Origin of the sequence: Microbacterium sp. NPDC056044, from assembly GCF_042267145.1 — a bacterium.
In the GTDB taxonomy this organism is placed as follows: Bacteria; Actinomycetota; Actinomycetes; order Actinomycetales; family Microbacteriaceae; genus Microbacterium.
Genome location: NZ_JBHJWZ010000006.1, coordinates 263,452 through 284,994, shown reverse-complemented (window position 1 = coordinate 284,994; position 21,543 = coordinate 263,452). Strand labels below are relative to the sequence as shown.

At 71.9% G+C, this 21,543-nt stretch carries 16 protein-coding genes and 1 pseudogene; 3 read left to right on the top strand and 14 right to left on the bottom strand.

Annotated features, from left to right (window positions below; translation table 11 throughout):
• Nucleotides 1-47: 47 nt before the first annotated feature.
• The 3 genes and pseudogenes from ACFC1I_RS18415 to coaA form a co-directional block, all read right to left on the bottom strand.
• A pseudogene (locus ACFC1I_RS18415) lies at nt 48-395 on the bottom strand (holo-ACP synthase); the annotation flags it as partial.
• A 111-nt stretch (nt 396-506) separates the two neighbouring features.
• On the bottom strand, nt 507-2,357 hold the full coding sequence (glmS, locus tag ACFC1I_RS18410) for a glutamine--fructose-6-phosphate transaminase (isomerizing) (RefSeq protein ID WP_376012722.1): 1,851 nt from the start codon (nt 2,355-2,357) through the stop codon (nt 507-509).
• 489 nt (nt 2,358-2,846) lie between these two features.
• Nucleotides 2,847-3,800 carry a type I pantothenate kinase gene (gene coaA, locus ACFC1I_RS18405; protein ID WP_376012719.1) on the bottom strand — a complete coding sequence of 318 codons (954 nt, stop codon included), beginning with the start codon at nt 3,798-3,800 and terminating at the stop codon, nt 2,847-2,849.
• Nucleotides 3,801-3,841: 41 nt separating this feature from the next.
• On the opposite strand from coaA, the gene ACFC1I_RS18400 reads away from it, so the two are divergent.
• Together ACFC1I_RS18400 and ACFC1I_RS18395 are read left to right on the top strand one after the other, a co-directional pair.
• Nucleotides 3,842-4,786, top strand: coding sequence for a Ppx/GppA phosphatase family protein (locus ACFC1I_RS18400; RefSeq protein WP_376012716.1), 945 nt, complete (start codon nt 3,842-3,844; stop codon nt 4,784-4,786).
• A 73-nt stretch (nt 4,787-4,859) separates the two neighbouring features.
• Nucleotides 4,860-6,335, top strand: a complete 1,476-nt coding sequence (locus tag ACFC1I_RS18395; RefSeq protein WP_376012713.1) for a S10 family peptidase — start codon at nt 4,860-4,862, stop codon at nt 6,333-6,335.
• 89 nt (nt 6,336-6,424) lie between these two features.
• On the opposite strand, the gene ACFC1I_RS18390 is transcribed toward ACFC1I_RS18395, so the two are convergent.
• The 8 genes from ACFC1I_RS18390 to ACFC1I_RS18355 form a co-directional block, all read right to left on the bottom strand.
• Nucleotides 6,425-7,849 (bottom strand): hypothetical protein, encoded by a 1,425-nt coding sequence (locus ACFC1I_RS18390; RefSeq protein ID WP_376012710.1) that lies wholly within the window; start codon nt 7,847-7,849, stop codon nt 6,425-6,427.
• Nucleotides 7,846-9,087 carry a M20 family metallopeptidase gene (locus ACFC1I_RS18385; protein ID WP_376012707.1) on the bottom strand — a complete coding sequence of 414 codons (1,242 nt, stop codon included), beginning with the start codon at nt 9,085-9,087 and terminating at the stop codon, nt 7,846-7,848. The genes ACFC1I_RS18390 and ACFC1I_RS18385 overlap by 4 nt, the downstream gene beginning before the upstream one ends.
• Entirely contained in the window at nt 9,084-9,890 is an 807-nt protein-coding gene (locus ACFC1I_RS18380) for an ATP-binding cassette domain-containing protein (protein WP_376012704.1), read from the bottom strand. The genes ACFC1I_RS18385 and ACFC1I_RS18380 overlap by 4 nt, the downstream gene beginning before the upstream one ends.
• On the bottom strand, nt 9,890-11,848 hold the full coding sequence (locus tag ACFC1I_RS18375; protein ID WP_376012701.1) for a dipeptide/oligopeptide/nickel ABC transporter permease/ATP-binding protein: 1,959 nt from the start codon (nt 11,846-11,848) through the stop codon (nt 9,890-9,892). The genes ACFC1I_RS18380 and ACFC1I_RS18375 overlap by 1 nt, the downstream gene beginning before the upstream one ends.
• On the bottom strand, nt 11,845-12,870 hold the full coding sequence (locus ACFC1I_RS18370) for an ABC transporter permease (RefSeq protein WP_376012698.1): 1,026 nt from the start codon (nt 12,868-12,870) through the stop codon (nt 11,845-11,847). The genes ACFC1I_RS18375 and ACFC1I_RS18370 overlap by 4 nt, the downstream gene beginning before the upstream one ends.
• 4 nt (nt 12,871-12,874) lie before the next feature.
• The gene (locus ACFC1I_RS18365; protein ID WP_376012695.1) at nt 12,875-14,443 is read right to left on the bottom strand and encodes an ABC transporter substrate-binding protein; all 1,569 of its coding nucleotides are present in this window, start codon (nt 14,441-14,443) and stop codon (nt 12,875-12,877) included.
• A gap of 117 nt (nt 14,444-14,560) precedes the next feature.
• Nucleotides 14,561-16,012 carry an aldehyde dehydrogenase family protein gene (locus ACFC1I_RS18360; protein ID WP_376012692.1) on the bottom strand — a complete coding sequence of 484 codons (1,452 nt, stop codon included), beginning with the start codon at nt 16,010-16,012 and terminating at the stop codon, nt 14,561-14,563.
• Complete coding sequence (locus ACFC1I_RS18355) at nt 16,009-17,679, bottom strand: thiamine pyrophosphate-dependent enzyme (RefSeq protein WP_376012689.1); 1,671 nt, start codon at nt 17,677-17,679, stop codon at nt 16,009-16,011. The genes ACFC1I_RS18360 and ACFC1I_RS18355 overlap by 4 nt, the downstream gene beginning before the upstream one ends.
• A 151-nt stretch (nt 17,680-17,830) precedes the next feature.
• Between ACFC1I_RS18355 and ACFC1I_RS18350 the strand changes: the two genes are divergently transcribed.
• Complete coding sequence (locus ACFC1I_RS18350) at nt 17,831-18,574, top strand: FadR/GntR family transcriptional regulator (RefSeq protein WP_376012686.1); 744 nt, start codon at nt 17,831-17,833, stop codon at nt 18,572-18,574.
• A 43-nt stretch (nt 18,575-18,617) separates the two neighbouring features.
• Here ACFC1I_RS18350 and ACFC1I_RS18345 read toward each other — a convergent pair whose 3' ends face one another.
• From ACFC1I_RS18345 to ACFC1I_RS18335, 3 genes are read right to left on the bottom strand one after another with little or no spacing between them, the layout of a single operon-like run.
• On the bottom strand, nt 18,618-19,811 hold the full coding sequence (locus ACFC1I_RS18345) for a M20 family metallopeptidase (protein WP_376012683.1): 1,194 nt from the start codon (nt 19,809-19,811) through the stop codon (nt 18,618-18,620).
• Nucleotides 19,808-21,022, bottom strand: a complete 1,215-nt coding sequence (locus tag ACFC1I_RS18340) for an amidohydrolase family protein (protein ID WP_376012680.1) — start codon at nt 21,020-21,022, stop codon at nt 19,808-19,810. The genes ACFC1I_RS18345 and ACFC1I_RS18340 overlap by 4 nt, the downstream gene beginning before the upstream one ends.
• Nucleotides 21,019-21,537, bottom strand: a complete 519-nt coding sequence (locus tag ACFC1I_RS18335; protein WP_376012677.1) for a hypothetical protein — start codon at nt 21,535-21,537, stop codon at nt 21,019-21,021. Before ACFC1I_RS18335 ends, ACFC1I_RS18340 begins: the two co-directional genes overlap by 4 nt.
• Nucleotides 21,538-21,543: the final 6 nt, after the last annotated feature.

Genomic DNA, 21,543 nt, shown 5'->3' with positions numbered 1-21,543 from the left:
GAAACTCCCTGGCTCGGTGCCCCGGCCGCGGCCCCGACCCCGTCCACCGCCTCCGCGATGACATACGCCGTCGCGAGGCCCGCGTCGTGCGAGAGCGACAGGTGCAGCGCGGTGATGCCCCGCTCGGCGACGACGGCGGCCGTCGACCCGCACAGCGAGAACACCGGGCGGCCCGACGCCTCGGACCCGATCTCGATCTCGGTCCAGTGCACGCCGTCCGACCCGCCGAGCGCCTTGATGAGCGCCTCCTTCGCGGCGTACCGCGCGGCCTGCGAGTGCGGCTTCAGCTGCTGCTCCGCCGTCGAGAACAGGCGCTCGAGCAGCCGCGGGGTGCGCTCGATCGTCCGCTCGAACCGAGGGATGTCGACGAGGTCGACGCCGATACCGACGATCATGTGGTCCTCCTGCGTGCCGCGGCCCGCGGCATCCGCCACCCTATCGCGCGGCCGCGACACCGCCGCCTGCCGCGAAGAGCGGAGGGCGGGACGGATGCTGCGCCCCGGCGTCTACTCGACGGTGACGGACTTCGCGAGGTTGCGGGGCTGGTCGACGTCGAGGCCCTTGGCCGTCGCGAGGCCCATGGCGAAGATGTGGAGCGGCACCACCGCGAGGAGCGGCTCGAAGAACGGCCCTGCCAGCGGGATGCGCAGCACCTCGTCGGCCTTGGGCAGCACGGCGGCGTCGCCCTCTTCGGCGATCGCGATGACGCGGGCGCCGCGCGCGCGGATCTCCTCGATCGACGAGACGACCTTCTTGTGCATCTCGGACGACTTGCGCGGCGACGGCACGACGACGAACACCGGCTGGCCCGGCTCGATCAGCGCGATCGGGCCGTGCTTGAGCTCGCCGGCGGCGAAGCCCTCGGCGTGGATGTACGCGAGCTCCTTGAGCTTGAGCGCGCCCTCGAGGGCGATCGGGTACCCGACGTGGCGGCCGAGGAACAGCACCGAGCGGGTGTCGGCCATCCAGCCGGCGAACTGCTCGATGCGGGGCTGCTCGCGCTCGAGGATCTGCGCGATCTTGCCGGGGACGGCCTCGAGCTCGCGCACGTGGTCGGCGGCCGCGTCGGCGCTGATCGCGCCGCGGACGCGACCGATGTGCAGGGCCATCAGGTACAGCGCCGTGATCTGCGCGACGAACGCCTTGGTCGAGGCGACGGCGACCTCGGGGCCGGCGTGCGTGTAGACGATCGCGTCGGACTCGCGCGGGATCGTCGCGCCCTGGGTGTTGCAGACCGACAGGGTCTTGGCCCCGTGCTCGCGCGCGTACTTGACGGCCATGAGCGTGTCCATGGTCTCGCCCGATTGGCTGATCGAGACGACGAGGGTGTCGGGGCCGATCACGGGGTCGCGGTAGCGGAACTCGTGGGCGAGTTCGACGTCGACCGGGATGCGCGTCCACTGCTCGATGGCGTACTTGCCGACCTGGCCGGCGTACGCCGCCGTGCCGCAGGCGATCACGATGATGCGCGAGACGTCGGCGAAGAGCTCGTCGAGTCCGTCGAGCTCGGGGATGACGACCTCGCCGTCGTGGATGCGGCCGCGCAGCGTGTTGGCGACGGCCTCGGGCTCCTCCGAGATCTCCTTGGCCATGAACGACGACCAGCCGCCCTTCTCGGCGGCGGACGCGTCCCACGTGACCTCGAACGGCTCGACCTCGACCGGAGTGCCGGCGAAGTCGGTCACGGTGACGGCATCGGGCGTGATCGCTACGATCTGGTCCTGGCCGATCGCGAGGGCGTTGCGGGTGTGCTCGACGAACGCGGCGACGTCCGATCCGAGGAAGTTCTCGCCCTCGCCCAGCCCGATCACGAGCGGCGAGTTGCGGCGTGCGCCGACGACGAGGCCGGGCTGGTCCTCGTGCATCGCGAGAAGGGTGAAGGCGCCCTCGAGGCGCGACACGACGGCGCGGAAGGCCTTCTCGAGGTCGCCGGCGCGCCGGTACTCACGGCCGAGGAGCACGGCCGCGACCTCGGTGTCGGTCTCGCTGCGGAACGTGAAGCCGTCCGCGAGCAGCTCGTCCTTGAGCTCGGAGAAGTTCTCGATGATGCCGTTGTGGATGACGGCGAGCTTGTCGTCGTCGGCGAGGTGCGGGTGCGCGTTGCCGTCGGTCGGGCCGCCGTGCGTCGCCCAGCGGGTGTGGCCGATGCCGGTGGTGCCGTCGGCGAGAGGGCGGGCGGCGAGGTCGTCGCGCAGCACCTTCAGCTTGCCGGCGCGCTTGCGCATCCCCAGTTCGCCGTCGCCGTCGATCACGGCGATGCCGGCGGAGTCGTAACCGCGGTATTCCAGTCGCGAGAGACCCGAGATCAGCACGGCCTGGCTCTGGCGCGGGCCCACGTATCCGACGATTCCACACATGCGGTCCATGGTAGGCGGCGGGTTTCGCAAGGAGCCCTTACGAATCGGGATCCCCGTTCGCCTGCCGCCGACGCCATTCGCCATTCGCCGGCCGCCCGCCGCCCGCCGCCGGCAGACCTTCTCCTGAAAACCCATGTGAGTTCCGGTTCACACACCTCACCAGTCGCGTCCGAGCAGCGCTTGCACCGCGCAGAACGCCGTGTGAACCGCAGGTGCAACCGTGTGAACCCCAGGCGCAGCCGTGTGAACCTCAGGTGCAGCCGTGTGAACCTCAGGTGCAGCCGTGTGAACCGGAACTCACATGCCGTGTGGAGAGTATCCCTGCCGCCGGACGCCGTTCGCCATTCGCCATTCGCCGGCCGGGGGCGGTCGTCGCGAGCGACTGATCGACATCGCTGGGCGACGCCACACGGCTCGGACGAGTGCGCGCCGCCCCGGCGGTCAGCGATGCGGGAGGCAGAGCGCCCCGAACGCGGTCTCGAGCCCGGGTCAGAGCTTGCGGAGGAGCACCGTCTCGACCGTGTGGTCCGCCGCCTTCTGCAGCACGAGGTTCGCGCGGTGGCGGGTGGGGAGCACGTTCTCCTCGAGGTTGGGGAGGTTGATCGAGTTCCAGAAGCCGAGCGCGCGTTCCACCGCCTCCTCGTCCGACAGCTGCGCGAAGACGTTGAAGAACGAGTTCGGGTTGCTGAACGCCGCGCGGCGCAGGGCGAGGAAACGGTCGACGTACCACTGCGTGATGTGCGCAGCATCCGCATCCACATAGATGGAGAAGTCGAACAGGTCGCTGACGGCGACGTCGTTCGGGGTGGGCGGCGGCTGCAGCACGTTGAGGCCCTCGACGATGACGATGTCGGGGCGGCGCACGGTCACGACGGCGTCGGGCACGATGTCGTACCGCATGTGCGAGTAGAACGGAGCGCGCACCTCGGGGGCGCCGCTCTTCACCTCGGTGAGGAACGACACGAGAGCGCGGCGGTCGTACGACTCGGGGAAGCCCTTGCGCTCCATGAGGCCGCGGCGTTCGAGCTCGGCGTTCGGGTAGAGGAAGCCGTCGGTCGTGACCAGCTCGACGCGGGGCGTTCCGGGCCAGCGCGAGGTGAGCTCGCGCAGCAGGCGCGCGATCGTGGACTTGCCCACGGCCACCGAGCCCGCGACGCCGACGATGAACGGGGTGGTCGAGTCCGCCTCGCCGAGGAACGCCGACTCCTCGCCGCCGAGCCGCTTCGTCGACTCGGCGTACAGCGACAGCAGGCGCGACAGCGGCACGTACACCTGCGCGACCTCGGCCATGTCGAGGCGGTCGCCGAGCCCGCGGATCTGCACGATCTCGGTCTCGGACAGCGGCTGCGTCATGCCCGATGCCAGCCGCGCCCAGTCCGCGCGGTCGATCTCGCGGTACAGCGACAGGGCGGGCGCTACAGTGGCGGCGTCATCGGCGAACATCGCGCCCATCGTAGTCCGCCTCCCCCGCTACTCTGAACGTCGTGCGCCTCGGAGTCCTCGACATCGGCTCGAACACCGTCCACCTGCTGGTCGCCGACGTCCGCCCCGGCGGCCGGCCTCTCGCCACGACGAGTCAGCGCACCGTGCTGCGACTCATGCGCTACCTCGCGCCCGACGGCTCCATCACCGAGGAGGGCGTCACGGCGCTCGTCGCCGCGGTGACCGAGGCGCGCAGGATCGCGGCGTCCGAACGGGTCGACGAGCTGCTCGCCACCGCGACGAGCGCGGTGCGCGAGGCGAAGAACGGGCCCGAGGTCATCGCACTCATCGAAGAGGCCCTCGGCCAGCCGCTGCAGGTGCTGGGCGGCGAGACCGAGGCGCGCTACACGTTCCTCGCGGTGCGCCGCTGGTTCGGGTGGGCCGCCGGGCAGATCCTGCTCTTCGACATCGGCGGCGGCTCGCTCGAGATCGCAGCCGGGGCCGACGAGCTGCCCGAGCAGGCAGCATCCGTCCCCCTCGGCGCGGGGCGCATGACGGTGCAGTTCCTTCCCGACGACCCGCCCGGCGAGGCCGCCGTCGAGAAGCTGCGCGACCACGCGCGCGCGACGCTCGCCCCGGTGGCGAAGTCGTTCGGCTCGCTCGCCAAGCCCGACCACGTGGTGGGCTCGTCGAAGGCGATCCGGTCACTCGCGAAGCTGGTGGGCTATCCGGTTCCGGGCTGGTCGGGGATCGAGCGGATGCTGCTCCCCCGCGCCGCCCTCGGCTCGTGGATCCCGCGTCTGGCGCGCATCCCCGCGTCCGCGCGGCAGGAGCTGCCCGGCATCACCCCCGACCGCACGTTCCAGATCGTCGCCGGCGCCGTCGTGCTGCACGAGGCGATGCGCGCGATGGACGTGGACGAGCTCGAGGTCTCGCCGTGGGCGCTGCGCGAAGGCGTTCTGCTGCGGTACATCGAGTCGCTCAGCTGGAGCGCGCCGAGCGCTTGACGATCGGGCGGTCGGCAGGTTTCCCCACTCCGCTAGTATTCATACTAATCGTTTATGTGATTAGGAGCCGCGGATGACCGAGCCCGAGAACAGCGCCCCCGTCGAGGAGCGCGTCGACACGCAGCACACGCTCGATCTGCCCTCGGGGCCGCTCGCGTACACCGCGACCGCCGGCACGGTGATCGTCCGCGACGACGACGCCACGCCCCTCGCGAGCATGTTCTACCTCGCGTACGTCGCCGAGCGCGCCGAGAACGCCCCGCGCCGCCCGGTCACCTTCCTCTTCAACGGCGGTCCCGGCTCGGCGAGCCTGTGGCTGAACATCGGCGGCTTCGGCCCGCGCCGCGCCCCCACGTCGACCCCGCACGCGACGCCGCCGGCGCCGTACACCGTCGTCGACAACCCCTACACGCTGCTGTCCGAGAGCGACCTCGTGTTCCTCGACGCCCCGGGCACCGGGTACTCACGCCTGCTCGGCGACACGCGCCCCGACCAGGTGTGGGGCGTCGACCAGGACGTCGACGCGTTCGCCCGCGCGATCACCCGCTACCTCACGATCACCAACAACTGGAACGCCCCGCGCTTCCTGTTCGGCGAGTCGTACGGCACGACACGCGCGTCGGCGCTCGTCCACAAGCTCCAGAACCAGGGGCTCGACTTCAACGGCGTCGTCCTGCTGTCGACGATGCTCAACTGGGCCGAGAACAACCTCGGTCTCGACCAGGAGCACATCAACCTCCTCCCCTCGTTCGCCGCGACGGCCTGGTACCACGGCCGTTCCCGCACCGGCGCGGCAAGCGTCGACGACGCGATCGCCGAGGCGAAGGAGTTCGCGCAGGGCGACTACGCGCGGGCGCTGCAGCTCGGCGACCGCATCTCGGCAGAAGAAGAGGACGCCGTCGCCGAGCGCTTCGCCGCCCTCACCGGCCTGCCGAAGGAGGACGTGCTCGCGAAGCACTTCCGCATCGGCATGGAGCCGTTCCGGTACGCGCTGCTCAAGGACGAGGGCCGCGTCGTGGGCCGCTTCGACACGCGGTTCGTCGCCGACCACCAGTACGTCGTCGGCAACGGCTCGCACGACCCCGCCACCGACGACGCGGCGACCGCGGGCGTCAACAGCGCGCACCTCTCGACGTTCCGCGAGATCGTCGGCGGAGAGCTCGGCTACCGCAGCGACCTGCACTACCGGCACCTCTACAACATGCCGATCTCGCGCGCGTGGGACTGGAAGCACAAGGCGCCCGGCATCGACGCCCCGACGCCCGTCCCCGACGTCAGCCTCGACCTGTCGGCCGCGCTCCGGCGCAACCCGAACCTGCAGGTGGCCGTCATGGGCGGCGTGTACGACCTCGCGACCCCGTTCTTCGGCGCCGAGGTCGACATCGCGAAGCTCTACCTCGCGCCCGCGCTGCGCGGGAACATCGCGTTCCGCTTCTACGAGTCGGGTCACATGACGTTCGTCGACGAGCAGATCGTCGCGCGCATGCACGACGACCTCCGCGTCTTCTACGCCCGCGCGACGGACCACACCCCGGTCTCGTTCGACTGAGCTCTCACACAGAAGGCCCCCTCCTCGGAGGGGGCCTTCTGCTCGTGCGGGCGATGGCATCCGGAGAATGGATGCTGCGCCCCGGGGCGTCAGCCGCGCAGGAACGTCCGCAGGTCCCCGGCGAGCGCGGCGAGGCTCGCGGGGTCGGTGTACATCATGTGGCCGGCGGGGTACCGGCCCTCGGCGATGCGCTCGCGGGGCAGCCCGTACTGCGTGAGCAGGTGCTGCAGCGAGCCCACGGTCGTGAGGGTGTCGAAGTGCCCGGTGCCGAAGAAGAGCCGGCCGGCCGGGTTCGCGCGCAGGTACGCGGCGAGATGCGCGGGGTAGTCGAAGATCGCGAACGGCGAGGGCAGGGCGCTGCCGCCGAAGCGGCCGATGGCCGAGGCCTCGAGGTAGTTCCAGCGCTCGTGCGCGGGCGTGGCGAACCGGTACGGCGCGGACGGCAGGCCGAGCTCGTGCGTGAGCAGCGCGTGCACGGCGGCCGAGAACACCGCGTCGATCCGCACGTCGGCGGCGTCGAGCGGCGGCTGCCACACGCCGGGCGGCGGCCCGGGCAGCGTGTACCGCGCGTCGGTGAGACCGAGCACCTCGCCGCGGTCGGCGAGCAGCAGCGTGCGGTACTCCTCCTTGTCGATGCGCAGGCGCCGGGCGCGCAGTGCGTCGGGCGCGAGCCCCGTGAAGCCGGCAAGCCGATCGACGACGTCGGCGGGCTCCGTGCCCCGGCTCAGCGCCGCCGCGTAGTCGGTGACGGCGAACTCGTGCGCCGCGTCGACGACCTCGTCGAGCGAGAGCCCGGGGTGGGCGCTCAGGCCGTGGTGCCAGGCGACGGCGGCGAACAGGGGTACCGCGGCGACGAAGCCGGCGGCGTTGCCGGCGCGCTGGGTGGTCTCCTGCGCGTTCACGCACTGGCCGAGCATCGCGACGCCGGCGACGTGCGTGCCGCGGTCGCGCAGCGCCGTCGCGGTCAGTGACGCGCGAATGGTGCCGTAGCTCTCCCCCAGCAGGAACACCGGCGACGCCACCCGGTCGTGGCGGTCGAGCCAGCCGCGCACGATCTGCGCCGTGAGCTCAGCGTCGCGGTCGGCGCCCGAGATGAGCGCGGGATCGACGTCGGCGGGCAGCCGGCTGAAGCCGGTGTCGACGGGGTCGATCACGACGAGATCGGCCGCGTCGATGAGCGAGTCGGCACTGGGCTGCAGCGCCGAAGTCAGATCGGGCGCGGCGTCGAGGCGCTCGGGCACGGCCGCGCGCCAGGGCGCGAGTCCGCTCAGGTGCAGCCACGGCGACGCGCAGCCGGGACCGCCGTTGAAGAGGAACAGCACCGGCCGCGACGCATCGACCGGTTCGCGCACGTACGCGAAGGTCCAGGCGTCGCCGAGGGGCGCAGCATCCCGTTCGTCGATCAGTGACACCCGCTCGGCGATCGCGGCGAACGCGACCTCTTCGCCGGCGGCGGTGACGCGGTGCCGGCTGGTGTGCACCGAGACAGCGTCGAGGACGGGCGCCGCGGTCACGCCTCCGCCCCGCCGAGGTGCGTGAGCGCGAGCGCGGCGAGCGCGGCGGCCTGATCGGCGAGCACGGCGTCGTCGAACACGACGCGCGGCGAGTGATTGGGCGCGGCCGTCTCGTGGTCGATGCCGGGCGGGGTCGCGCGGAGGAAGAGGAACGCGCCCGGCACCTCGCGCAGCACGTGGCTGAAGTCCTCGGACCCCATCACCGGCGACGAGGTCAGGAGCACGCGGTCGTCGCCGAACAGTCCGCGGAGCGTGTCGAGGGCTCCGGTCGCAACCGCGTCGTCGTTCACCGTGGGCGGCACGATCGTCTCGACGACGACGTCGGCACCGCAGCCGTGCGCCTCGGCGATACCCGTCACCAGGGGCGGCAGCTCGGCCTGCAGCTGCGCGAGGGCGTCGGCAGACAGCATCCGGATCGATGCCACCAGGCTCGCGTCGTCGCCGATGATGTTGCGCGCACCGCCGCCCGCGCTCAGCTGGGTGACCGTGAGCACCACCGGGTCGAAGACGTCGAAGCGGCGGGTGACGTACGACTGCAGGGCGGTCACGAGCTCGGCGAGCACGGGGACCGGGTCGCGCGTCAGGTGCGGCGCCGAGGCGTGGCCGCCGCGTCCGCGCACGACGACCTCGAGCTCGGCGCAGCCGGCCATGAGCGGACCGGGCTTCGTGGAGAAGACGCCGAACTCGCCCGGGACCACGTGGATGCCGTAGGCGGCGCTCGCACGCCGGCCCGCAGCATCCAGCACGCCTTCCTCCACCATGCGGGCAGCACCGTCGCCGAGCTCCTCGCCCGGCTGGAACATGAACACGACGTCGCCCGCGAGGTCGGCCGCGCGCGCGGCGAGCACGCGGGCGGCGCCGACGAGCCCCGCGACGTGCAGGTCGTGCCCGCACGCGTGCATGGTGTCGCCGGTCGCGCGGTACGGCACGTCGGCGAGTTCGCGGAGCGGCAGGGCGTCCATGTCGGCGCGCAGCAGCACGACCGGCCCCGGCCGGGCGCCCCGCAGCACCGCGACGACCGAGCCGATCGTGTCGGACTCGGTGATCTCGAGGGGCAGGCCGTCGAGCGCGGCGAGCACTCGCGCCTTGGTGCGCGGCAGCTCGAGCCCGAGCTCGGGGTCGGCGTGCAGGGAGCGGCGAAGCGCGACGAGGTCGGGCAGGATCTCGGCGGCGTGACTCCGGAGGTCGGCTGCCGCGGCCGCGACGCTCGCCGCGGGCTCCACGCTCACCCCGCTCACGAGGCCAGCCCCGCGTGCAGGAGGTGGTCGGTGCCGGCGTGCTCGATGCGCGGGATCGCGGCGACGAGCGACTGCGTGTACGGATGCGTCGGGCTCTCGACGATCTGCGCCGCCGGGCCGTGCTCGACCACGCGCCCGCGGCTCATCACTGCGGTGGTGTCGGCGATGTAGCGAACAGCCGCGAGGTTGTGCGTGATGAACAGCACCGAGAGCTCGAGCTCGCGCTGCAGCTCCCTGAGCAGGTTGAGGACCGCGCCCTGCACCGAGGCGTCGAGCGCCGACGTGATCTCGTCGGCCACGATGAGCTTCGGCCGCACGGCGAGGCACCGGGCGATCGCGACGCGCTGGCGCATGCCGCCCGAGAGGTGCGAGGGGTACTGGCCGGCGACGTCGGGCTTCAGCCGCACGAGCTCGAGGAGCTCCCGCACCCCGGCCGCGCGCTCCTTCGCGGTGCCGTCGCCGTGGATCGCGAGCGCTTCGTCGAGCGTCTCGCCGACCGACATGCGGGGATTGAGCGAGGAGTACGGGTCCTGGAAGATCATCTGCACGTCGCGGCTGCGGGCCAGCCGGTCGGCGCGCCCGCGGGCGAAGAGGTCGCGCCCGTCGAGGCGGAGCGACCCCGAGGTGGGCTGCTGCAGCCCGGCGATGGTGCGGGCGACTGTCGACTTGCCCGACCCGGACTCGCCGACGAGCCCGACGATGGTGCCGTGCGGCACGCGCAGCGAGACGTCGTCGACGGCGCGTACGGCGGTGCGCCCGGTTCCGAACACGACGACGAGGTCGTCGATCAGCAGCTCGGCCATCAGACGTGGACCCCTTCCAGCTCCGCGACGGTGACGGTGCGCCCGTCCTGCGGGTTCCAGCACGCGACGCGGCCGCCGTGGTGGGCGACGAGGCCCGGCGTCTCGGTGCGGCACTGCTCAGTCGAGAACGGGCACCGCGGCGCGTACCCGCAGCCGATCACCGGAAGCGACAGGTCCGGCGGCTCGCCGGGAATCGTCGCCAGCGGCTTGGTGGTGTCGGTGTCGAGGTCGGGGAGCGCCTCGGCGAGCGCGCGGGTGTAGGGGTGCGCGAGTAGCTCGGGGGTGGCGAGCAGACGCACGTCGACGTCTTCCACGATGCGCCCCGCGTACATCACGAGGATGCGCTGGCACAGCTCGGCGAGCACCGCGATGTCGTGCGAGACGACGATCGCCGCGGCTCCCGTCTCTTCGCACTCGCGGCGGAGCAGGGCGAGCACGCGCTGCTGCACCGTGACGTCGAGGGCCGTGGTCGGCTCGTCGGCGATGATCAGCCGGGGCGATCCGATCTGCGACATCGCGATGAGCGTGCGCTGGCGCATGCCGCCCGAGAACTCGTGCGGGTACTGCGCGGCGCGGCGCTCGGGGTCGGGGATCGACACCGCGTCGAGCGCCTGCACCGCGGCGGTGTGGGCCTCGGCGCGCGACGCCTTGCCGTGCACCCGCGGCACCTCGGCCAACTGCGTGCCGACCTTCAGTGCCGGGTTGAGGGCGGTGAGGGAGTCCTGGAAGACGACGCCGATGTCGGTGCCGATCTTCGCGCCGGCCTCCTTCTGGCTGAGCCCCTTGAGGTCTGCGCCCGCGAAGCGCAGGCGCTGTGCGGTGACGACGGCGCCGGCGGGAGCCAGTTGCGCCACCGACATCATCGTGACGCTCTTGCCACTGCCGGACTCGCCCACGACGCCGACGATCTCGCCGGGCGCGATGCTGAACGACACGTCTTGCACCGGACGGATCCAGCCCTGCGGGCCGGGGAACGCGACAGTGAGACCCGACACTTCGAGCAGGGGCTCGACCTCGGCGTTGCGCGCCAGCGTGGTGGCGGCCGCCGGGATCGGGGCGCCCTCGACGCGGGGCGCAGGGCCCAGCTTCTTCGGCTCGAGTGCCCGCGCGCGACCGCGTCCGCGCATGTGCGACGCGAACGCCTCGCCGAGCATGCCGAACACGATGCCGGCGGTGACCACCATCACACCGGGGCCGAGCACGGCGGTCGGCTGCTGGTACACCTGGGCGAATCCCTCGCTGAGCAGGCGCCCCCAGTCGTACTCGGGCGGCTGGACGCCGACGCCGAGGAAGCTGAGGCTCGAGAGCGCCAGGAGGCCGCCGCCGATCGAGATCGTGACGTTCACGATGACGGGCTCGGCGATGTTGGGGACGATGTAGCGCGTGAACTGGCGGGACTTCGAGACGCCCATCATGCGGGCGGCCGCGAGGTACTCCGACCCGCCGACGCGGGCCGACAGCGTCTGCGCGAGACGCGCGAACGACGGCGTCATCGTGAGGGCGAGCGCGAGGACCGCGGTCGTGGCACCCGTCCCGAGGAGGATCACGGTGAGCATCGCGACCAGCAGCACGGGGAACGCCAGCCACGTGTTGATGACCGACGAGAACGCGCGCTGGGTGCGCGGGCCCCCGACGATCGGCAGCGCGCCGAGCAGCAGGCCCGCGACCGCACCGATCAGCGTGGCGCTGAGAGCCATCACGAGCGAGAGGCGGGTGGCCACGAGGGTGCGCAGCAGGATGTCGCGGCCGAGGCTGTCGGTGCCGAGCGGGTGCTCGGGGCTCGGCGGCTGGAGCAGCTGGTCAGGATGCGGGGTGTTGGCCTCGACGCCCCACAGCGGCGGCGCGAACACCGCCAGCAGGAGCAGCAGGGCGATCACCGTGAGCGAGATCAGCGCCATCGGCGAGTGCAGGATCCACGAACCGCGACGCGGCGGTCGGGTGGGGGTGGTGGCGCTCACGCGGTCTCCAGGAGGGTGGTGCGGCGGTCGAGCAGAGCGAGCACGACGTCGACGAGCAGGTTGACGATCAGGATGATGACCGCATAGACGATCGCGAGGCCCTGGACGATGCCGTAGTCCTTCGTGACGATGGCCTGCACAAAGGCGCTGCCGAGGCCCGGCCAGTTGAACACCTGCTCGACGAGCACGCTCGCGGTGATCATGGTCGCGAGCAGCGCGCCGCCGAGCGTGAGCGTCGCGGTGAGCATGTTGGGCAGGGCGTGGCGGAAGTAGATCATCCACGACGGCAGGCGCTTGGACCGCCCGGTGCGGATGTAGTCGTCGCCGAGCACGTTGAGCGCCTCGATGCGGGCGATGCGGGCGAGCGCCGCGGAGGCGCCGATCGAGAGCGCGAGCACCGGCAGCACGAACGACTGCGGGCCGTCCATGCCTGCGACGGGGAACACGCGCCAGGTGATCGCGAACGTGATGAGGAGCACGACGCCGATGAGGTACTCGGGGACGGCGGCGAGGAAGCCGGTCACGCCGGTGAACCCGACCTCGACGTCGCGGCGCTTGCCGCCCTGGGTAAGGATCGCGATCAGGAGCCCGAGCGGAATGGCCACGAACAGGATCACGAGGAACGCGACGCCCGCCAGCTGGATCGTGGGAGGCAGGCGGTTCTCGACCAGCTCGTTGACCGAGCGGCCGGTGATGAGCGAGACGCCGAGGTCGCCGCGCAGGAAGATGCCGGTGAGGTAGTTCCAGAACTGCACGATCAGAGGCTCGTTGAGCCCCAGCTGCTCCCGGCGCGCCTCGACCACACTGGCATCCGCGGTCGGCCCGAGGGCCGCGCGCACCGGGTCGCCGCCGGCCGCGCGCAGCACCAGGAACGCGGCGGTGACGATGACGAACAGCGCGACGAACATCCTTCCGATGCGCCGCGCGAGGAACGCGAGCCAAGGGCTGCCGCCGCCGTGGCGGCCACCCCGAAGGGTGGCCACCACGGAGGTCTTCGGTCGCGTCGGGACCACTGACGTCATTCGGTCACTCTGCCACGCGCAGCGCCGTCGGCGAGAGCACGCCCTTCGAGAGCGCGAACTCCGCGCCGTCGCCGTAGATCGTCTCGGTCGACGACCAGAACGGCAGCACCTCGAGGTTCTGGAACAGCGAGTCCTGCGCATCCTGCCATGCGGGGCACGACTCGGCACCGGCGAAGCCCTGCGCCACGCCGACCAGGTCGAAGTACTCCTGGTTGGTGTTGTAGGTCCAGTTCCCGCCGTCCGGCGGGAACTCGCCGCCGAGGATGCCGGCCCAGTCGCTCGGGAGGCTGGTGTAGATCGGCGCCCACACCATGTCCCAGTCGCCACCCGAGAAGATCACGTCGGTGTACGACGGCGACGGGGTCGGCACCGCGTCCACGCCGATCTTCTTGAGTTCGACCTGCATGAGCTCGATCGCGGCTGTCACACCCTGGCTCTCGTTGGCAGGGTAGAGCATGAGCACCTTGAGCGGCACGCCGTCCTTCGCACGGATGCCGTCGGCACCTGCCGTCCAGCCCGCCTCGTCGAGGGCGGCCGAGGCCGCGTCGACGTCGTAGGCGTAGAGCGCCGACGAGCTGTCCATCGCCGTGCACGCCGCGCCGAACTCCGATACCAGCGTCACCAGCTGCTCACCGCGGCCGGACGAGGCGACCTTGCCGACGGCGGCCGAGTCGAGCGCCTGGGCGAGGGCCTGGCGCACGACGAGGTCGTTGCCGACGCGTCCCTCGGCCTGGTTGAAGAACACCAGTCCCGGACGCAGTGGAACATCGAGCGTCTGGGTGTACTCCTGGCCGTCGAGGCGGTCGCGCTCGGTGCCGCCGACCGTGGCGATCTGGACGTCGCCGGTCTGCAGCAGGTTCGCCGACGTCGCGTCGCTCTCGACGATCTGCACCGCGACCTTGGCCGGCAGGCCCTTGGTCTCGCTGGTCACGTCGCCCGGGCCCCACGTGTAGTCGTCGCGGAGCGCGTAGTCGTAGGTCTGGCCCGGCGAGAAGTCCTCGAGCGTGTACGGGCCGGTGCCGTGGAACTCGCTGTCGAGCAGGCTCGGGTCCGCGAGACCGGACGCGCACACGATCGGCAGCGAGCCGATCGTCTCGGCCAGGAAGCTCTGGGCGTTCTCGGCCGTGAAGGTGACGGTGCGCGCGTCGTCGTCGGCGGCGATCGTGAGGCCGGAGGCCGGGAAGTAGACGCCCTTGAACGGCGAGCCGGTCTCCTCCTCTGCCGCGTACTCGAAGGTGCCCTTCACGTCGGAGGCCGTGAGCGGCTCCCCGTCGGCGCAGACGATGCCGTCCTTGAGCGTGAACACCACCTCGGTCGTCGTGGACTCCCAGCTCTCGGCGAGGATGCCCTCGGGCTCCTTGCCGGCCGGGTAGGTGAGCAGCGACTCGTAGCCGAACGCGAGGACGTTCTGCCCGGCGTCGGTCGCGTTGGTGATCGGGTTCAGGCTGCCGGGATCGGTCTGGATCGCGATCCGGACCGTGTCGCCGCTCGCCTCGGCCTGACCGCCCGCACAGGCGGTGAGGACGAGGGCAGTGGCACCGAGTGCGGCGACAGCAGCGATGCTTCGCTTCATGGTGATCCTCTCTGGGTGTCTCTTGCTGGAAGGTGCTGTCTCGACTAATTGATTGCTATCAATACTGTCGATTCGACGTTTCCGGAATGTAACGAAGGGATTGTGATTCGGGTTGTTTCAGGGCGCGGCGTCGCGTCGGGTCTCCGCGAGGCCCGCCGCCCCCATGACGGATTTGAACTCGAGGAACTCCTCGAATCCTCGCGATCCCGCCTCGCGACCCAGTCCGGACTGCTTGTAGCCGCCGAACGGGGCGCCGACGTCCAGTCCGGCACCGTTGATCCCCACGCTTCCGGTGCGCAGGGTGAGCGCGACCTCGAGCGCGTGGCGTTCATCCGACGACCACACCGCGCCCGACAGCCCGTAGTCGCTGTCGTTCGCCAGGGTGATCGCCTCGTCCAGCGTCGCGTATTCGGTGATCGCGAGCACCGGACCGAAGACCTCCTCACGGAAGATCCTCATCTCGGGCGTGACTCCCGAGAAGATCGTCGGGCGCACGTACGCCCCGGGCAGGTCGAGCGGCTCCGCGCCGCCGACCAGCAGGCGCGCGCCGTCGTCCTCGGCCGCGCGGATGTGCGCGAGCACGCGCTCGCGCTGCAGCTCCGAGGCGACCGGGCCGATGGCCGTGCCGGGCTCGGTCGGGTCGCCGGGAACCCAGTGCGCCGCCGCGGCGACGGCCGCAGTCTCCCACTCCTCGCGCATCCCCGCGGGCACGAGCACGCGGGTGAGGGCCGCGCACGTCTGTCCGGTGTTGGCGAAGCAGGAGCGCAGGACACCTTCGACGGATGCTGCGACCGGCGCATCGTCGAGGATCACGGCGGCCGACTTGCCGCCGAGCTCGAGCGCGACCTTCTTGATCGTGCGGGCGGCTTCGCGGGCCACGTGCTCCCCCACCGCGCGGGAGCCGGTGAAGGTCACCATGTCGACGTCGGGGTGGGCGACCAGGGGCGAGCCGACTCCGGCTCCGTCGCCGAAGACGATCTCGACGACACCCGCGGGCAGGCCGATCTCGGTGAGGATCTCGCCGACGATCGCGGCGTTCAGCGGCGCGACCTCGCTCGGCTTGAGCACGACCGTGCACCCGGCCAGCAGCGCGGCACCGACCTTCAGCATGATCTGGTGCAGCGGGAAGTTCCACGGCGTGATGGCCGCGACGACGCCGACGGGCTCGGCGACGACGAGCGAGTTCGACACGGCTTCGCGCTCGACGTGCGCGCGTGCGGCGCCGACGAGGGCGGCGAGGTCGGCGATCGCGACGCCGACCTGAGCGGCGCGGGCGAAGCCGAGCGGCGCGCCCATCTCGGCGGTCAGCGTCTCGGCGAGCCGGTCGCGGTGGCGCTCGAGTCCTTCGGCGAGCGCCTCGACGAGGCGGATCCGCTCCGCCATGGGCGTCGCCGCCCAGGCGGGGAAGGCCGCTCGGGCCGCGGCGACGGCGAGGTCGACGTCGGCGGCGTCGCCGGCGACGACGGCGCCGACGACCCGGCCGTTCGCGGGATCGAGGACGTCGATGACCTCACGACCCGCGGTGGGCCTCCACTCGCCGTTGATGTAGTGGCCGATGATGCTGCTCATGCCGATGCGCCCTCCCGGACGAGATGCGAGCCCGCGGGCAGGGGCGCGGGGCGGGGAACGCCTTCGTGGATCAGGTGCCAGGGCGACGGGAACTCGCCCACCGGCACGTCGATGAGGATCGGCTCGTTGGCCGTGACGGCGTCGGCGAGCACCCCCTGCAGCGAGGCCGGGTCGTGGGCGGTCGCGCTCGCGATGCCGAACGCGCCGGCCAGCGCCGGATAGTCGGGGTTGGTGAGGTCGCTGGCGAAGTAGCGGGCACCGTAGCGGTTCTTCTGAATACGGCGCACGTTGCCGTAGAAGCCGTCGTGGAACACCACGGTGACGAGCCCAAGCCCGTAGCGCTTCATGGTCGACAGCTCCTGCAGCGTCCACGAGAAGCCGCCGTCGCCGTTGACCGAGACGACAGCGCGGTTCGGGTCGGCGGCCTTGACGCCGAGCGCCGTGGCGAAGCCGTAGCCGAGGGTGCCCTGGTAGCCGGGGCCGATGTAGGTGCGCGGCTGGTAGGCCGGGTAGCAGGCGCTGGCGGCGTAGCCGACCTGCGTGAACTCGCTCACGAAGACGCCGTCCTCGGGAAGGACCGAGCGGATCGCGCCGAGGTATTCGCGCTGCGGTGCGATGTCGGCGAACTGCTCGTCGAGCCATACGCGCACGGCGGCGAGCTCGTCGGCGCGGCTCTCGCGCTGCGGCCGGCCGATCTCGGCGGCCAGCGCCTCGAGGGCGAGGCCCGCGTCGGCGTGCACCCGCACGGCGGCGGCACGAGGGCCCTCGAGGTCGGCGGCCTCGGCGTTGACGAGGATGACGGGCGCGCCGTCGGTGTCGACCTGCGTGCCGAACGTCGAGACGAAGCGCGTGCCGACGGCGAGCACGAGGTCGGCGTCGGGGCGCAGGGCCCGCAGGGCGAGGCTGTCGAACGCGAGGCGGTGGCGCGCGTCGAGGGCGCCGCGGCCGTTCTCGGTCATCAGCACCGGCGCCTCGAGGCGCTCGGCGAGGTCGCGGAGGGCCGCCGTCGCGTTCGCCGCGATCACGCCGCCGCCCACGACGATGAGAGGACGACGGGATGCCGCGAGCAGGCGTGCGGCGTCACGGATGGCGTCCGCATCCGGCGTCGTGGGCGCGAAGTCGACGCGGGTCGCGGCGGCGGCCGAGGAAGTGGCGGCGAGCACGTCCGGCGGGACCTCGAGGGCGACCGGGCGCGGGCGGCCGGAGCGCAGCTGACGGAAGGCCTCGGTCACGAGGCCGGGGATCTCGTCGGCGGTGCGGGCGGTGCCGGTCCACTTGGTGACGCGCTCGAGGATGCCGGTCTGGTCCGGGATCTCGTGCAGTGCGCCGAGCCCCTTGCCGATGGCCTGCGAGTCGATCTGGCCGGCGATGAGCAGCGTGGGCGAGTTGGTGGAGTAGCCGGTGGCGACCCCCGAGAGGGCGTTCAGCACACCGGGGCCGGGAACGACCATGGCGACGCCGACGTCGCCGGTGCTGCGGGCGTAGCCGTCGGCCATGTAGGTGGTGGCCTGCTCGTTGCGGGCGCAGACGAAGTCGATCCGGTCGGACCGCGCGTAGAGCGCATCGGCCGCGGCATCGAGCTGCACGCCCGGGATGCCGAACACCGTGTCGACGCCTTGCGCGAGAAGCGACTCGGCGAGCAGATCGCCACCTGTGTTGTCGGCCATGAGATCCTTCCTGATCCGTCCGTGGAGTTGATGCTATTCGTTACAATGATTTAGCGCAAATGAATCAATAGCCTGTTCTTCGCCCCCTGCCGTCGCCGGGATCCCTAGGATGTGACGAGGCAGGGGGCCAGGCCGAACTCACGGAGGACGCATGACATCGTTCGCAGCCGACGCAGAGCCGGAGCGGCCGAGCTTCTCGGCCCTCCGCGAGAGGATCAGCCAGTCGGTCGCCGACGGCCTGGTGCAGGAGATCGAAGACACGATCGCGCGGGAGAACCTCCCCGCGGGGTTCCGCATCGGCACCAAGCAGGAGTTGTGCGATCGCTACCGGGTGGCTTCGGCGACCCTCGCCGAGGCGATGCGGGTGCTGCGCGCCCGCGGCGTCATCGAGGTGCGCCCGGGCCCCGGCGGCGGGCTCTTCGTCGCGAACCAGTCCCCGCTGATCCGCCTCGCCCACAGCGTGCTCAAGCTGCGTGAGGGCGGTGCGACGGTCAACGAGATCGTCGCAGTGCTCGACGCCCTCGACGAGGCGGTGCTGCGCGATGCCGCCCAGCACCGCACCGAGCAGGACCTCGCCGAGCTCGACGCGCTCATTGCCGAACTCGCCGAGGTGTGGGCCGACAACCCGGTCGCGGGCCTGCACTGCAACTGGCGCCTGCACCGGCGCATCGCGCAGATCTCGCCGAACGCGGTGCTGCGCACGTTCTACCTGAACCTCGTCGACTACATCGAGGCCGAGAGCGTCGGCGAGTCCTCGACGTTCGACATCATGGGCTTCCACCCCGACACCGACGAGCGCCTGCAGATCCACCGCGATCTCATCGAGGCGATCCGCACGCGCGACGAGTCGCTGCAGCGCGACGCGATCGTGCGCCACCGCACCCTCGGCCGCTGACCCGGGCCCGACGCGAACCGCGGCCCAGGACCCGGGCCTCGGCTCAGCGACCGACGTGGCGGAGGGCCAGCAGCGCGAGCGCCGCGGCCTGATCCGCGAGCACGCCGTCGTCGAACACGGCGCGGGGCGAGTGGTTCATCTCGGCCTCGGCCGGATCGATCCCGGCCGGCGTCGCCCCCAGGAACACGAACGCCCCCGGCACCCGGTTCAGCACGAACGAGAAGTCCTCGGACGCCATGATGGGCTGCCCCAGCATCTCGACCCGGTCGGCGCCGAACTCCTCGCGGAGGGTGGCCGCAGCATCCGTCGCCCGTTCCTCGTCGTTGACGGTGACCGGGTACACGACGTCGAACCGGGTCTCGGCGCGGCAGCCGTGCGCTTCGGCGATTCGTGACACGAGCGCGGGCAGCTCGGTGCGCAGGCGCTCGACGGCCTGTGGCGAGAGTGTGCGCACGGTGGCGGCGAACTCGGCGTCGTCGGGGATGACGTTGACGGCGTCGCTCGCCCGGAGCTTCGTCACCGACACCACGACGGGGTCGAAGACCGAGAAGCGCCGGGTCACGTGCGTCTGGATCGCGAGGATCGCCTCGGCCAGCACCGGCACCGGGTCCAGCGCCTGGTGCGGGCGCGAACCGTGTCCGCCCCGCCCGATGATGCGGGCGCGGAAGAGGTTCGCCCCGCCCATGAGCGGGCCGGGTCGCGTGGAGAAGACGCCCGGTTCTCCGGGAAGGACATGGATGCCGTACGCCGCCGTCACCGCGACGCCCGCGGCCTCGAGCACGCCGGCGTCGATCATCTGCGGCGCCCCGCCGCCCGCCTCTTCGCCGGGCTGGAACATGAACACGACCGATCCCGCGAGCTCCGCCCGCCGCGCGCAGAGGAGCCGCACGGCGCCGACGAGCCCGGCGATGTGCAGGTCGTGGCCGCACGCGTGCATCGCGCCGTTCGTCGACGCGTATTCGAGGCCGGTCTCCTCCTCGACGGGCAGGGCGTCCATGTCGGCGCGCAGCAGCACCGACGGCCCGTCGTGGGCGCCACGGAGCACCGCGACGACCGACCCGAAGCCCTCGGGACCGACGGTGATCTCGAGCGGCAATCCCTCGAGCGCGGCGAGCACCGCGGCCTGGGTGCGCGGCACCGCGAAGCCGGGCTCGGGGTGGCGGTGCAGGTCGCGGCGCAGGGCGACGAGGTCGGAAAGCAGGCGCGCGGCGTCCGCGCGCAGCGAGGCATCGGTCACGCGTGCACCGCCCAGCGGTCGGCGATCGTGACGTCCTCGCCGTCGCGGCGGAACACCTCGCGACCCTCGATGTAGACGGCCTCGGCTGACGAAGACGCGTCCAGCGGGTCGCCCGACCACACCACGACGTCGCCGTCGAGCCCGGGCGAGAGCGCGCCGACGCGGTCGTCGAGGCCGGCGATCTCGGCGGCCGACGAGGTGATCGCGGCGAGCGCCTGGTCCCACGTGAGTCCCGCGCGCACGGCCACGGCGGCCTGGAGCGCGAGCGCGTCGATCGGCACGACGGGGTGGTCGGTGCACAGCGCGACGCGCACGCCGGCGCGCGCGAGCGCGACGATGTTCGACACCGACGCCTCGCGCGCCTCGACCTTGCCCCGGCTCGAGAGCACCGGGCCGAAGATCACCGGCACGTCGCGCTCGGCGAGGTCGGCTGCGAGCTTGTGGGCTTCGGTGCCGTGGTTCAGCACGATGCGCAGCCCGAACTCGTCGGCCAGGCGCAGCGCGGTGGCGATGTCGTCGTGCCGGTGCACGTGCTGGTCCCACGTGAGCTCTCCGGCGAGCGCGGCGGCGAGCGACTCCTTGCCGAGATCGCGTGTGAAGGGCTCGCCCGCTGCGGCCTCGGCATCCCGTTTCGCGGCGTACTCCCCCGCCGCGATCAGGGCGCGGCGGATCACGAGCGCGACGCCCATGCGCGTGCGCGGCAGCTGGTTGCGGCCGCCCCACGTCGTCTTCGGGTTCTCGCCGAGCGCGGACTTGACGCTCACCGGGTGCTTGACGACCTGGTCGTCGACGGTGCGCCCGCCCCACGTCTTGATCGCGACGCTCGTCCCGCCGATCGGGTTGCCCGAACCGGGCTTGACGACCGTCGTGGTGACGCCGCCGGCGAGCGCGTCGCGGAACGCGCGATCCTCGATGTTGACCGCGTCGATGGCGCGCACCGCCGACATGTCGGGGTCGCTCAGCTCGCTGCCGTCGGCGCCCGCGGGGCCCTCGCCGTCCTCGTGGACGCCGAGGTGCGTGTGCGCGTCGACGAAGCCGGGGAGCACCCAGCGGCCCGCCGCATCGACGATCTCCGCTCCGTCCGGCACGACGATCCCGTCGGCCGCGCCGACGGCCTCGATGACGCCGTCGCGCACCACCACCGTGCCGGGGTCGAAGACCTCGCCGGTGCCGGTGACCACGCGCCCGCCCTGGAATGCAACGACCCTCACGCCTCTTCCTTCCCGGCGCGCTCCCGCGCCACGATCAGCTGCGCCAGCGCCTCCTCGACGGCGTCGAGGTCGACGCCGTCGAGCCCGCGTCTCGGGTCGACGCGCACCACCACTCCATCCTCGACGAGCCCCGGGTCGTGCAGGTCAACGACGGGCCCGTCGATCCACGCCCACGGCAGCCCGCCGGCATACGCGCGGATCGCGTCGAGCTTGTCGAACTGCACGGGCAGGAATGGCCACGGCTCCTCGGGCAGCTCGAGCGCGGCCGCGAAGGCGGTGTGCGCGTTGTGCCCCCATTCGGAGGCCCACACGATCTCGTACTTTTCGGAGAGGCGATGGATGCTGCGGACCGCCGCATCCGGGATCGCGACCTCGCGCACCCACCGGCCCCACGCCGACACCTCGTGCACGGTCACCGGCACGTCGGTCTCGCCCTCCAGCACCACCACGTCGCTGATGCCGAGCACGACGAGCGGCCGGTCGCCGCGCGGCGCGCGCGCTTCGTACTTCGCCACGGCAGT